12 protein-coding genes are annotated in these 12620 nt (G+C 73.3%); 8 read left to right on the top strand and 4 right to left on the bottom strand.

Annotation, left to right across the window (positions count from 1 at the left end):
- Nucleotides 1–4: 4 nt before the first annotated feature.
- Nucleotides 5–1585: an FAD-dependent oxidoreductase gene (locus ABZS51_RS10985; protein WP_355438621.1), complete on the bottom strand. Its 1581-nt coding sequence runs from the start codon at nucleotides 1583–1585 to the stop codon at nucleotides 5–7.
- 76 nt (nucleotides 1586–1661) lie between these two features.
- On the opposite strand from ABZS51_RS10985, the gene ABZS51_RS10980 reads away from it, so the two are divergent.
- A complete protein-coding gene (locus ABZS51_RS10980) occupies nucleotides 1662–2246 on the top strand; it encodes an XRE family transcriptional regulator (RefSeq protein ID WP_355438619.1) in 585 nt (194 codons plus the stop codon).
- A 14-nt stretch (nucleotides 2247–2260) separates the two neighbouring features.
- On the opposite strand, the gene ABZS51_RS10975 is transcribed toward ABZS51_RS10980, so the two are convergent.
- Complete coding sequence (locus ABZS51_RS10975) at nucleotides 2261–3268, bottom strand: DUF418 domain-containing protein (protein WP_355438617.1); 1008 nt, start codon at nucleotides 3266–3268, stop codon at nucleotides 2261–2263.
- A 119-nt stretch (nucleotides 3269–3387) separates the two neighbouring features.
- Here ABZS51_RS10975 and ABZS51_RS10970 point away from each other — a divergent pair, with 119 nt between their 5' ends.
- From ABZS51_RS10970 to ABZS51_RS10955, 4 genes are all read left to right on the top strand, one after another.
- On the top strand, nucleotides 3388–4533 hold the full coding sequence (locus ABZS51_RS10970) for a histidine kinase (RefSeq protein ID WP_355438615.1): 1146 nt from the start codon (nucleotides 3388–3390) through the stop codon (nucleotides 4531–4533).
- Entirely contained in the window at nucleotides 4530–5174 is a 645-nt protein-coding gene (locus tag ABZS51_RS10965) for a response regulator transcription factor (RefSeq protein WP_310714804.1), read from the top strand. The genes ABZS51_RS10970 and ABZS51_RS10965 overlap by 4 nt, the downstream gene beginning before the upstream one ends.
- 165 nt (nucleotides 5175–5339) lie before the next feature.
- Nucleotides 5340–5816, top strand: a complete 477-nt coding sequence (locus ABZS51_RS10960) for a hypothetical protein (RefSeq protein WP_310714806.1) — start codon at nucleotides 5340–5342, stop codon at nucleotides 5814–5816.
- 59 nt (nucleotides 5817–5875) lie between these two features.
- On the top strand, nucleotides 5876–7516 hold the full coding sequence (locus ABZS51_RS10955) for an FAD/NAD(P)-binding protein (RefSeq protein WP_355438613.1): 1641 nt from the start codon (nucleotides 5876–5878) through the stop codon (nucleotides 7514–7516).
- Between the two features lie 92 nt (nucleotides 7517–7608).
- On the opposite strand, the gene ABZS51_RS10950 is transcribed toward ABZS51_RS10955, so the two are convergent.
- Together ABZS51_RS10950 and ABZS51_RS10945 are read right to left on the bottom strand one after the other, a co-directional pair.
- Complete coding sequence (locus tag ABZS51_RS10950; RefSeq protein WP_355438611.1) at nucleotides 7609–8661, bottom strand: LacI family DNA-binding transcriptional regulator; 1053 nt, start codon at nucleotides 8659–8661, stop codon at nucleotides 7609–7611.
- A 265-nt stretch (nucleotides 8662–8926) separates the two neighbouring features.
- Nucleotides 8927–9913, bottom strand: a complete 987-nt coding sequence (locus tag ABZS51_RS10945) for a hydroxyacid dehydrogenase (protein WP_355438609.1) — start codon at nucleotides 9911–9913, stop codon at nucleotides 8927–8929.
- A gap of 246 nt (nucleotides 9914–10159) precedes the next feature.
- On the opposite strand from ABZS51_RS10945, the gene ABZS51_RS10940 reads away from it, so the two are divergent.
- The 3 genes from ABZS51_RS10940 to ABZS51_RS10930 form a co-directional block, all read left to right on the top strand.
- On the top strand, nucleotides 10160–11146 hold the full coding sequence (locus ABZS51_RS10940; RefSeq protein ID WP_355438607.1) for an ABC transporter permease subunit: 987 nt from the start codon (nucleotides 10160–10162) through the stop codon (nucleotides 11144–11146).
- Entirely contained in the window at nucleotides 11143–12009 is an 867-nt protein-coding gene (locus ABZS51_RS10935; protein ID WP_355438605.1) for a carbohydrate ABC transporter permease, read from the top strand. Before ABZS51_RS10940 ends, ABZS51_RS10935 begins: the two co-directional genes overlap by 4 nt.
- Nucleotides 12010–12037: 28 nt before the next feature.
- On the top strand, nucleotides 12038–12620 hold a 583-nt coding region (locus tag ABZS51_RS10930; protein WP_355438603.1), incomplete at its 3' end, for a hypothetical protein.

The raw sequence follows: 12620 nt of genomic DNA, 5'->3' as shown, positions 1-12620 counted from the left end.
GGGCTCAGGGGCGGCGGCGGGCCACGAGGACGGCGTCGTGGAGGGTGATGTCACGTCCCTCCGGGTCCACCGCGGGGCGCGGACGGGCCTCGGCGGCCAGCACCTCCCACGCGGCCGGGTCCAGCGACGACGCCACCTCCTCGGCCGTGAACATCATGTCCGGGAAGTGCATGCGGTTCGCCGTGGTCCGCAGGTCTCTCGGGTGGTGCCCGACGATCAGCAGCGTCCCGCCCGGCGCGACCGCGGCGGCCAGCCGGCCGAACAGCCGCCGCCGCGTCTCGCCCGGCAGGTGCATGAACTGCGACGACACCAGGTCGTACGCCCCCTCGGCGGGCTCGTGCTCGCGCAGGTCCGCCCGGACCCATTCGACGCGGTCGGCGACGCCCGCGGCGGCGGCGTGGGCGGCGCCCCGCTCCAGTGCCGTGACCGAGATGTCGGCCGCCGTCACCCGCCAGCCGCGCTCGGCCAGCCACACCGCGTCCGCGCCCTCGCCGCTGCCCACGTCCAGCGCCCGCCCCGGGGCCAGCCCGGTGGCCTCGGTCACGAGCTGCGGATTCGGCCGGCCGCTCCACACGGCGGGCCGGGAGCGGTAGCGCTCCTCCCAGGCGGCCTCCTCGAACAGCGTGCCGATCTGCTGCCGGTACGCCTCGACGGCGACGCGGCCGTCCTCGGCGACGAGATCGGCGTTGATCGCCGCCCCCGCGCTGAGCCCCGCCGCGGCTGAGGTGATGACCTGGGCGCGCGGGTCGGCCACGTTGCCCGCCACCCAGACCCCGGGCTCGGCCGTGGCCCCGGTGGGGTCCGCGGGGATGCGGTCGCCGATGCTCTGGCCGCCCATCTCGACCTCCACGGGCTTCAGCCCGAGCGACTCCAGCACCCCCGCGCGGGCGGTGAGCCGCGGCGAGACGATCAGAGCGTCGATCCCGACGACCTCGCCCGAGGCCAGCCGCACGCCGGTGAGCCGGTCGCCCGACACCTCCACGGCCGCGACCGGGCCCTCCACGACGGTGATGCCGCGCGCCGCGAGCCGCTCGGCCTCCTCCGCGCCGGGAGCCGGCGCCTGGTGCAGCAGCAGCAGCACGTGCGGGCTCCACTGCCGCCACAGATGCGCCTGGTGGGTCGAGATCGGCCCGGCGGCCAGGATCCCGATCCGCTGGTCGCGTACCTCCCAGCCATGGCAGTACGGGCAGGTCAGCACCTCGCGGCCCCACCGCCCGGCCAGTCCGGGCACGTCGGGCAGCTCGTCGGTGAGCCCGGTGGTCACCAGCAGCCGCCGTGCCCGCACCGCCCGGCCGTCGTCGAGCGTCACGAGGAAACCGCCGTCCTGGCGCGCCGCGGTGACGGCTCGGCCGGTGACGACCTCGCCGCCGTAGCGGGCCACCTCCTCGCGGCCGTCGGCCAGCAGATCGGCGGGCGGAGTGCCGTCCCGGCCCAGGTAGTTGTGCATGTGGGCAGCGGGGGCGTTGCGGGGCTCGCCGGAGTCCACCACCATCACCGATCTGCGCGCCCGCGCCAGCGCCAGCGCCCCGTTCAGCCCAGCCGGGCCGCCGCCCACCACCACCACGTCGTACATCTCGTCCGTCATGCGGCTCTCCTTGCCGTTGGTCCGTTGCGGCAAAGGTGCCGTGCGGGTGGCGAGTTCGACAAGTATTGTTGCCGTTATGGCAAACAACGAGGATGCGGTCCTGGCGGCCGTGGGCCCGCGCCTGCGCGCGCTGCGCACGCAGCGGGGAACGACGCTGCACCAGCTCGCCGAGGCGACCGGCATCTCGGTGAGCACGCTGTCGCGCCTGGAGTCGGGCGGGCGCAGGCCCACGCTGGAGCTGCTGCTGCCGCTGGCCAAGGCCCACCAGGTGTCGCTGGACGACCTGGTCGGGGCGCCGGCCACGGGGGACCCCCGCGTGCGCCCGCAGCCGATCGTCCGCCACGGCGTGACGTTCCTGCCGCTGACCCGCCGCTCGGGCGGCCTCCAGGCGTTCAAGCAGATCTTCCCGCCGGGCACGCCCACCGGCGACGCCGCGCCGAAGACGCACGAGGGCTACGAGTGGCTGTACGTGCTGTCGGGCCGGCTGCGGCTGCGACTGGCCGAGCACGACCTCGTCCTCGCGGCGGGCGAGGCGGCCGAGTTCGACACCCACCTCCCGCACCGGATCTCCAACCCCGGCCCGGAGCCGGCGGAGGTCCTCAGCCTGTTCGGCCCGCAGGGCGAGCGCCTGCACGTCCGCGCCCGCCCGCGGGCGAGCTGACTCCCGGAGCCGGCTCAGCCGCCGTGGCGGCGGAAGGGCGGGCGGCTGCCCCAGGTCGCCCAGCGCCAGAGCCACTCCATCGGCCCCTGCCGGTAGCGGCGCAGCCACAGGGCGGACGCCAGCCACTGGGCCGGCAGGACGACGCCGGCGGTGACGTACACTGCGGTCCACGACGAGGCGTACTCCACGTGCAGCAGCCGGCTCGCCGCGAGGACGAGGAGCGTGGCCGTGAGGTAGTTCGTCAACGCCATCCGGCCCAGCGGCGCGAACACGGCCCGCAACGCCGGCCGGAGCGGCGTCCTCAGCAGGACCATCAGCGCGCACACGTACACCCCTGCCAGGAGCAGTCCGGCCAGGGGGAACCAGACGGCGACCGGGCCGGGCCCGTGGCTCTCCTGCGCCCACAGCGCGGGGACCGCCCCCGCGAGCAGGACCAGGCCGATCGCCGCGGGCCCCTTGGCGGACGACTCGATCCGGTCCACCACCCCGTACCGGACGAGTGCCGAGCCCAGCAGGAACAGGCCGGGCACCAGCGCGGGGCCGCCGTTGCCGAGGAGCGCCGCCACCAGGAGCACCGGGGACAGCCCGGCCACGACCCACCGGGGCAGCCACGTGGAGGGCAGCAGCACCACGAGCCCCACGGCGGCGTAGATGGACAGGATGTCGCCGCGCCACAGCAGGAACATGTGGACGAGCCCGATGGCGAGCAGCGTCAGCAGGCGGCGCAGCAGGAGCAGCCGCGGGCGTTCGACGCGCTCCCCGGCGGAGCGCAGCAGCAGCGAGAACCCGACGCCGAACAGCAGCGAGAAGATCGGGAAGAAGCGCTGCTCCACGAACAGGCCCATCCACGCGCTCATCGGGACGGCCGTGGGGTTTCCGAGGGCGGGGCCGGTGTTGGCGATCGGCTGGACGTTGGCGAGCAGGATCCCGCACAGCGCGAACCCGCGCACGACGTCGAGCGCCGCGATCCGCGGCCTGCCCGGAGCCGGGGAGGGGGCTTCAGGTGACATCTCAGGTGGCATGGGGCGATCCTCGGGGTGGGGACCTCGGGCGGGGCACCGGTCGAAAGCAGGGTTCGGCCGGACGGGACCGTACTTTCGGCCGGTTCACCCGGGGCGCGCGGACCTCTAACCTGAACGCCGTGACCTTCGCGCGCCTCGCCGGCCTCGCCACGGACCTGGCCGCAGTGCGCGGGCGGGTGGTGGAGGCCGGGCTGGGCGGGCTGTTCGCGGGGACGATCGTCTTCGTGGCGTACCGGATCGCGGTGAGCTGGGGCGGCGCGTCGTGGTGGCTCGGGGCCGCCGCCGGGGCGGTGGTGTGCGGGCTCGCCCTGCTGCGGCGCCGTCACCGCGTCCAGGCGGCGGTCGCGGGCCTGGCCGCGGCGGCGGCGGCCGTCCTGACCGCCCGCCTCGCCCACCTGCCCGCCGAGCCGGGCCCCGCCATGGCGCTGGCCCTGGCCGTGCTCACCGGCTCCGCCGTACGAGCGCTGCCGTGGCGGCGGGCGGGGGCCGTCGCGGCGGGCGGGCTGGCGGTGGCCACGGGCGCGCTGGCCTCCTTCTCCGGGCGCCCCACCGTGGCCGTGCTCAACGGCGCGACGTGGCTCGCCGCCGTCGGCCTCGGACTGGGGGCGCGCCTGCTGCACGCCCGCCGCCAGGCCGCGGTCGAGCGGGTACGCCGGGACGAGCGGCTGCGGCTGGCCCGGGAGCTGCACGACGTGGTCGCCCACCATGTCACGAGCGTGGTGCTCCAGACGCAGGCCGCCCGGGTCGTCGCCCGCAGCCACCCGGAGAGGGTGGAGGACTGCCTGGCCGACATCGAGGCCGCCGGCTCCGACGCGCTGGCGGGGGCGCGCCGCGCCGTCGGACTGCTGCGCGACGACGCGCCTCCTCCGGACCCGCCCGCGCGGCTGGGGGAGCTGGTGGAGCGGTTCGCCGGTCCCCCGGTGCGCCTGATCCTGCCCGAGGAGGAGCCGGTGTGGCCGCCCGAGGTGGCCCGTACCGTCTACCGGATCGTGCAGGAGTCCCTGACGAACGTCTCCCGCCACGCCTCCCACGCCCGCACCGTGACGGTCGGCGTCACCCAGGTCCAGGGCACCCTCACGGTCGAGGTCACCGACGACGCCCTGCCCGCAGCGGCCCGTTTCCTGCACCGCGGCGGGTACGGCCTGGCCGGGATGCGGGAGCGTCTCGACGCCCTCGGCGGCACGTTCACCGCGGGCCCCCGCCCGGACGCCGCCGGCTGGGCCGTGCGGGCCACGCTGCCCCTCCCTCCCCGGGAGCGCGGATGACCATCAGGGTGCTGCTGGCCGACGACCAGGCGATGGTCCGCGCCAGCCTGCGGATCATCCTGGAGGACGAGCCCGGCATCAGCGTGGTCGCCGAGGCCGCCGACGGCGAGCGGGCCGTCGCGCTGGCCCGCGAGCTGCGCCCGGACGTGTGCCTCGTGGACGTCCAGATGCCCCGCCTCGACGGCGTCGCGGTGACCCGCGCCCTGGCGGGCCCCGGTGTGGCGGACCCGCTGCGGGTGGTCGTGGTCACCACGTTCGATCTCGACGCGTACGTCCAGGGCGCGCTGCGCGGCGGGGCGGCCGGGTTCGTGCTGAAGGACGCCGGCCCCGCCCTGCTCGTGGAGGCCGTCCGGGCCGCGCACGCCGGTGACGCGCTGATCTCGCCGTCGCTCACCCTGCGGCTGCTGCGCCGCCTCGCGGACGCCCGGAGCGCCGCCCGCCCGCCCTCGCGGCCGTTGTCGGAGCGTGAGGCCGAGGTCGTACGGGCCGTCGCCCGGGGACGCACCAACCAGGAGATCGCCGCCGAGCTGTCGATCTCGCTGAGCACGGTCAAGGGCCACATCGCCGGGGTCCAGGCCAAGCTCGGCGCCCGCAACCGGGTCGAGATCGCCGCCTGGGCCTGGGAGGGCCGCGCCGTCTGACCCGCCACGGCGGCGCGCCGCAGCCGGCGCGGAGGCATCATGAGGGTGGGGAGACGTCGAACCACCGCGTCGTCACGCGGCCACGGGGCGCCGCGGTCACCGCACGCAGCATCGCAACCACCTCCCGGCCGCCACCACGGCGGTCTTGATGAGATGAGAGGCATCTTGACCGTCACACCCGCGCAACTGCGCGATCTCGCGAGCCGCGCCGAGGCCCTCGCCGCCGAGGTCCGGTCGCTGTGCGACAGCGAACCCGCCGGCTCACCCGAAAGTGACCGGCTCCGGGCGGCGAGGCACGCCGCGGACTGGCTGGCAAGGGGCGGCGAGGACCTTCAGCGCGCGGCCGGAGACCTGGCCAGGCTGCGGTCCCAGCCGGAGCAGCCCTGCGGCATCCCGTGGGGCGTCTGCCCCGAGCACGGCAACACCCTTTCCGCCGGCGCGGGCGTCACCACCTGCCGGGTGTGCCGCCGTACCTGGAACGACGATCGGGCCGGTCGGCCATGCCCTGAGCCGGTGACCTGGAAGGTGACCGACTCGTCCGGGACGGAGACCAAGGTGTGCAACGGGCACGTCCTCGCCGCCCGCGCGGCCGTCCGGGCCGCCACCTTCACCCGCCTCGACACCGAGGGTGAGCGGCTCTGACCGAAAACATGCATATCAAGTAGGAAATGTTGACAATCCCCTGCGGTCCGCGTAGTTTCATGATCATGATACAGGGCTACGCGGAACGGGGGAGGCCGCGGCCGGCCGCGGTCGTGGTGGTCGGCGCCGGGCCCGCGGGCACGTGCGTCCTCGAACGGATCTGCGCCAACGCCCCGGACCTGATCGGCGACGGCGGCCTGGACGTGCACGTGGTGGACCCGTACCCGCACGGCGCGGGCCGCGTGTTGAGCGCCGGACAGCCGGAGCGGCTCCTCGCCACCTCGGCGGCCGGCGACGTGACCGTCTCCGCGGACGCGTTCGAGCGGGCCGTGCGCGGGGCGCCGCGCGGCGTCCGGGTGCACCTGCACCGGGAACGGGCGGTCGGGCTCACCGGAGCCGCGGGCCGGGAGCGGGTGGAGCTGTCCGGCGGGAGCCGGCTGGACGCCGACGCGGTCATCCTGGCGCAGGGACATCACGGCGTGCGGCCGTCGCCGGACGAGGCCGGGCAGGCCGCCTTCGCCGCCCGCCACGGGCTCCTGTACCTGCCCTCGGGGGACGCGGCCGGCCCCGGTCCGGAGCAGCTCCCGGCGGGCGAGCCGGTGCTGGTGCGCGGCGCCGGGCTCGTGGCGCTGCTCACCGCGCAGCGGGGCGGCCGGTTCACGAGCGGGCGCGGGGGCGAGCTCGTCTACCTGCCCGGAGGCGCCGAGCCGCTGCTGTACGTGGGCTCGCGGCGCGGCGTGCCCTACCAGGCCGCCCCGGGCCGCCCGCGCACCGGGCCGCCGCCCGTCCTGCCCAGATTCCTCACCTCCGCCACCCCGCCGGAGGAGCTGCGGCAGGCCGTCGCCAAGGAGCTGGCGTACACGTACTACCACGAGCTGTTCACCGCGCACCCGGGGCGGACCCGGATGGGCTGGGACGCCTTCGAGGCCGTCTTCGAACGGGCCGAGTGGGGCGGCAAGGAGATGCGGGCGCTGGTCACCAGGTCCGTGTCCCGCTTCGCGGACCGGCTGAACCTGGACCGGCTGGAACGGCCGCTGCACGGCATGCGCTTCGGCGACCTGGCCGGGCTGCAACGCTGGATGCACGGCTACCTGGCCGCCGGACTGGAGCGGCGGTCGGACCCGGCCAACAGCGCGGACCTGGCCATGATCCACGGCCTCCTCTCCGCCCGCGCCGTCCTGGCGGACAGGGCGCCCGATCCGTGGTTCGAGCGGCTGTTCCGCTTCCTGACCGGCGGTCCCCCCGTGTCCCGGCTGGCCGAGCTGCGGGCGCTGGCCAGGGCGGGGGTCGTCACGTTCCTCGGCGGTGGCCTCCGCGTGGAGCAGGACGAGCGGCTCGCCGGCTGGCGCGCGTCCGGCACCGCCGTGCCGGGCTCGGTGAGCGCGCGGGTCCTGGTCGAGGCGCGGCTGCCCGAGCCGGACGTGAGCCGCGCCGCCGACCCGCTGATCGCCGGTCTGTACGCCCGGGGCGAGTGCCGGGACACCGGGGGTCTGCTGGACGTGCGCCTGGCGGACCGCCGGGTGGTCGGCCGGGCGGGCGACGTCCATCCCCGCCGTTTCGCCCTGGGGCCGTGGACGGCGGGAGGCGCCGCCGGGTTCGCCCGCCCGGGAGGCGACGCCGCCATGCTCGGCCAGGCGGACGCGGTGGCACGCGCCGTGCTGACGCAGACGACCGAGGCCCGCCTGACCGCCGCCGCCTGACCCGCCGGGCACCTTCCGTCTGCCGCACGGGAGCGGAGCCCGGTCCTCGCCGGGACGCCGACGCCGTGCTCATGGTCAGGCCGCGCCGGAGACTAGTGAGGCGTGACGGCCCTCCTGCCGACCGAGCCGCGGACCACGATGTGCGTGCCCAGGACGACATGCTGCGGCTGGCTGAGGTCCAGCGCCAGCCGTACGGCCGTGCGGCCCAGCTCCTCGGTGGGGATGTGCACCGTGGTGAGTCCGGGCACCAGGTCGGCGGCGAGCGGGATGTCGTCGTAGCCCGCGACCGACACGTCCTCGGGCACCCGCACACCCGCCTCGCGCAGCGCGGCCAGCACCCCGGCGGCGACCATGTCGGTACCCGCGAAGATCGCGGTGAACTCGGTCCCGGCCGCCAGCAGGCGCCTGGTGGCCTCGTAGCCGGCGCTGCGGGAGAAGGAGCAGGGCAGGACGAGGTCCGGGTCGTGGGGCACGCCGTGGTCCTCGTGCGCGCGGCGGAAACCCCGCACACGGATGATCTTGGTGGTGTTCTGGTCGTCGGCGGTGGCGGCGCCGAGGTAGACGATCCGGCGGTGGCCGTGGGAGAGCAGGTGGCTGGTCATGGCGTAGGCGCCGGCCTCGTTGTCGTACTCGACCACGGTGGTCGGCACGTCGTCGCCGAGCGGCGGACGACCGCAGAGCACGAGCCGGGAGCCGGCCTTGTCCAGGGCGTGCGCGAAGTGCGTCATGCGCCGGCGGTAGGCGTCGTCGGCCGAGCCGCCGCCGACCAGGATCACCGCGTCGGCGCGCTGCTCGCGCATGGCCTCCACCACCCGCAGCTCCCGCTCCGGATCGCCGTGCGTGGTGCAGACCATGCACAGCCGGCCCTCGGCGGTGGCCTGCTGCTCGACGCCCTTGGCGACGTAGGCGAAGGAGGGGCCGGTGACGTCGTCGAGCACGAAGGCGACCATCTGGGTGCTGGCTCCGGACAGGGCGCGGGCGTGCACGTTGAGGACGTAGTCCAGCTCGCGCATGGCGCGGAGCACGCGGGTGCGGGTGGCCTGCGCGACCGGGTAGTCGCCCTTGATCACCCGGGAGACGGTGGAGGCGGAGACTCCGGCCCGGGCGGCGACGTCACGGATGGTGGCGCGCTCGTCGTCGTCCACGGCAGCCTTCCGCGGCGTGGGCGCGGCGTGCTGTGGATTTCCCGGCTTTCGTGGCAAGGCGCACCTTTCCTCAGTCGTCAGGCGAAGCGGTGGTGCTGAGCACGGCTCGCGCAGCACCACGCGAAGCGTGGCCGGGCCGGTCTCGGCAGCGGACGGGAAGACCGGCGGACACGGCGCGTCGAAGCAGCTCGATTGTCGCGGACGACGCGCTCCCGCGCCACACGGAGCCGCGGTCCCCGGCGATCCGGAAGGCCGCGCCGTCCCATCAGGCCACTCGGTCCAGGTCGGCGTGGTTCACCCGGTGCGCCAGCGGCAGCCCGGCGCTCAGCCGTTCCAGCTCCTCCACGACGGCGGCGCCCATCCGCGACAGCTCGTTGCCGTGCGAGCCGGCGATGTGCGGGGTGAGGAAGGCGTTGGGCAGGTCGAACAGGGGAGAGTCGGACGGCAGCGGTTCCGGCTCGGTGACGTCGAGCATCGCGGACAGCCGTCCGGACCTGAGCTCGGTGACCAGCGCGTCGGTGTCGACCAGCGACCCGCGCGCGGTGTTGATGAGCACCGCGCCGTCCGGCATCAGCGCCAGCCGCTCGCGGTCGAGCATGTGCCAGGTCTCGGGGGTGGCGGGGGCATGCAGGCTGACGATGTCGCTGCGGCGCAGCAACTCCTCCAAGGACGCCTGCGGCACGCCCGGAATCCGCGTGTAGGGGTCGTACAGGCAAAGGTCCAGGTCGTACGGCGCCAGCAGTTCGAGGACCTTGCGGCCGATACGGGAGGCGCCCACGATGCCCACCCGGCGGCCGTTGTTGCCGATGCCCTGCTCGATCTTGGCCAGGGTGAAGGCGCGTTCGCGCCGGTAGCGCTCGTTGAGGGCGAAGACGCCCTTGCCGGCCAGCAGGATCGCGCCGACGGTGTACTCGGCCACCGGGACCGCGTTGGCCGCGGCGGCCGAGGAGACCAGCAGGCCGCGTTCCCAGCAGGCGGGCGTGACCAGGCTCTTCACCGAGCCGGCCGCGTGCAGCACGGCGCGCAGGCGCGGGGCGGCGGCCAGCAGTGCCTCGTCGAGCGGCGGGCAGCCCCAGCCGGTGAGGAGAATCTCGGTGTCGGCCAGCGGCAGGCGCGGATCGTCGAAGCGCTCGGCCACCAGGGTGACGTCGATGTCGGCCAGCGTGTCCAGCCGCCGCAGCAGGGGCGCGGGGAAGAGCAGGGCGAGATGTTCCTCGCTCATGGCGAACAGCGCCTTCGGGCGTGGGGACACAGGGAAAGCCCTCCATTCGGATAGAGACCGGTTTCTAATCTAGGAGCACGGCTGTACGTGGTCAACGGTCCGCCGTGAGCGATCAAGCAAGTCCCGCACCAGGATGCTCAGGTCCTTCGAGGTCGTTGTGTAACGTCTCCGTAACGCAACCTTGAACGTGCCTGCCGCTCCGACGTAGCGTTCGCAGCTACCGGTTTCTATCAACGTCGAAACCATCTGCTGCCGCCTCGCGACGGGACTTCGGTGATGAGCACGCTACAGACGAGGCAAGAGCCTCAGACGAGACCGCCTTCCGGGCCGCCGGGCAGGCGCCGTGTCCGGCTCGGAGCGGCCCGCACCAACGGGATCATCGGGCTGCTCGCGCTGCCGGCGGTCGTCTACTTCCTGGTCTTCAACTACCTGCCGATGGCCGGTCTGGTGGTGGCGTTCAAGCAGTTCGACGTCAATCTGGGGATCTTCGACAGCCCGTGGAACGGCTGGGAGAACTTCGCCTACTTCCTGGAGTCCGGGGACGCGGCGAGGATCCTGTTCAACACCCTCTTCCTCAACATCCTGTTCCTGACCGCGACGCTGGCCGCCGGCATCATCCTGGCGATCATGCTGAACGAGATCCGCAGCACCTTCTTCAAGCGGGTCTCCCAGTCCGTCGTCTTCTTCCCCTACTTCGTCTCCCCGGTCGTGATCAGCATCATCCTGCAGGTGCTGCTGGCCGGGACCTCCGGCGGGGGCGGGGCCGTCAACGACGCCCTCGGGGGCCTCGGCTTCCCCTCGGTCGACTGGTACACGGAGCCGGGACCGTGGCCGTGGATCCTCACCGTGGTGAAGATCTGGCAGCTCGGCGGCTACCTGAGCGTCATCTTCCTGGCCGCGATCACCGGCATCCCCGAGGAGGTCTACGAGGCCGGGATGATCGACGGAGCCTCGCGGGCCCAGATGGCCTGGCGCATCACCCTCCCGCTGCTGAAGCCCACCACGGCGGTCCTGCTGGTGCTGGGGGTCGGCCGCATCTTCTACGGCGACTTCGGCACCATCTACGCGATCGTCGGGGACCAGGGCACCCTGTTCGACAGCACGGACGTCATCGACACCTACGTCTTCCGCGCCCTGCGCCAGCTCGGCGACTTCGGCACCACCGCCGCGGTCGGCCTGTTCCAGTCGGTGGTGGGTTTCGTCCTCGTGGTGATCGCGGTGCTGATCCAGCGCAAGTACTCCAAGGAGACCAGCATCCTATGAGCGCCAAGAAGCTGGAACCGTTCACCGTCGTCAGCGTCATCGGCGTGGCCTTCGCCGTGTTCGCCTGCGCGATCCCGTTCTGGATGATCATCTCGGGCTCGTTCACCAGCGAGTCGCAGCTGGCCACGACCGGGTACAGCCTGTTCCCCGCCGACTTCGACCTCACCGCCTACAAGATGATCTTCACGGGTCCTGCGGTGCTGGACGCCTACGTCGCCAGCGTCTTCATCACGGTCGTGGGGACGGCCCTGTCCCTGGCGGTGACCTCGGGGCTGAGCTGGGTGATCGCCCGCCGGTTGCCCGGCATCAGCCGGCCGCTGACCGTCTTCGCGTACCTGCCGATGTTGTTCTCCGGCGGCCTGGTACCCCTCTACCTGCTGGTCACGCAGTACCTGAAGCTGCAGAACAGCTACTTCGCGGTGATCCTGCCGCTGCTCGTCATGCCGTTCCTGGTGTTCGTCCAGGTCAACGCCTTCCGCCAGCTCCCCGAGTCGATCTTCGAATCGGCCAAGATCGACGGCGCGGGGGAGCTGCGCATCTTCTTCACGATCGCGTTGCCCCTGTCCAAGCCGATCCTGGCCGTCATCGGCCTCTTCTACGCCGTGCACTACTGGAACGACTGGTTCATGGCGTTGCTGTTCATCGACGACGTGCACAAGTTCCCGCTCCCCCTCGTGCTGCAGAACCTCATCTCCAACGTCTCGTTCACGCAGATGCTGCCGCAGCTCGCCGAGGCGGCCACCCCCGTCTACCAGCTCCGGCTGGCCCTCACCGCCGTCACCATCGGCCCGATCCTGCTCGCCTACCCCTTCGCCCAGCGCTACTTCGTGAAGGGCATCACCCTCGGCGCCACCAAGGGCTGATTCCGCTCCCCGCATCTCAGGAGTAACCGTGTCCCACCCCATCATGTCGCGGCGCCGCCTGCTGGCCACCGGCGGCGGCCTGTCCCTCGCCGCCCTCCTCGCCGCCTGCTCGGACCAGAAGCCGCAGGCCGGCGGCGGCGCCCAGAGCGGCGGAGCGCTCGCGCTGAGCCTGCTGCTTCCCGGCGACGTGCCGGCCGGCTGGGACGCCGTCCTGGCCGAGGTCAACAAGAAGCTCCAGGCCGATCTGGGCTTCACCGTCAAGCCGCAGTTCATCCCGTGGGCCAACTACGGTCAGCAGGCGCTGCTGAAGTTCACCGCGGGGGAGAAGTTCGACACCGCGCTGCAGGCGCGCTGGCTCAACATGTCCCAGCTCGCGGCCAGCGGCTCGATCGTCGAGCTGAGCGGCCTGCTGTCCAGCGGCAAGTACCCCAACCTGACCGCCACGATCGACCCGAGAATCATCGAGCTGAACCGCTGGGGCGGCAAGCTGTACGGCCTTCCGCAGATCAACTCGGTCGCTCGCTTCCACCACTTCGCTATTCGTCAGGATCTTGCCGACAAGTACGGAATGAGCGAGATTACGGACTTCTCCGGACTGGAGAGGTTCTGGT

Origin of the sequence: Nonomuraea sp. NPDC005501 (genome assembly GCF_040605905.1) — a bacterium.
In the GTDB taxonomy this organism is placed as follows: Bacteria; Actinomycetota; Actinomycetes; order Streptosporangiales; family Streptosporangiaceae; genus Nonomuraea.
The sequence above is the reverse complement of the archived record's forward strand: the minus strand, read 5'-3'. Positions and strand labels throughout refer to the sequence as shown.

What these genes read in the sequence shown, in the direction of transcription:
- ABZS51_RS10985 (WP_355438621.1), bottom strand. Translation starts at nt 1,585, where the DNA reads ATGACGGACGAGATGTACGACGTGGTGGTGGTGGGCGGCGGCCCGGCT.
- ABZS51_RS10980 (WP_355438619.1), top strand. Translation starts at nt 1,662, where the DNA reads ATGGCAAACAACGAGGATGCGGTCCTGGCGGCCGTGGGCCCGCGCCTG.
- ABZS51_RS10975 (WP_355438617.1), bottom strand. Translation starts at nt 3,268, where the DNA reads ATGCCACCTGAGATGTCACCTGAAGCCCCCTCCCCGGCTCCGGGCAGG.
- ABZS51_RS10965 (WP_310714804.1), top strand. Translation starts at nt 4,530, where the DNA reads ATGACCATCAGGGTGCTGCTGGCCGACGACCAGGCGATGGTCCGCGCC.
- ABZS51_RS10955 (WP_355438613.1), top strand. Translation starts at nt 5,876, where the DNA reads ATGATCATGATACAGGGCTACGCGGAACGGGGGAGGCCGCGGCCGGCC.
- ABZS51_RS10940 (WP_355438607.1), top strand. Translation starts at nt 10,160, where the DNA reads ATGAGCACGCTACAGACGAGGCAAGAGCCTCAGACGAGACCGCCTTCC.
- ABZS51_RS10935 (WP_355438605.1), top strand. Translation starts at nt 11,143, where the DNA reads ATGAGCGCCAAGAAGCTGGAACCGTTCACCGTCGTCAGCGTCATCGGC.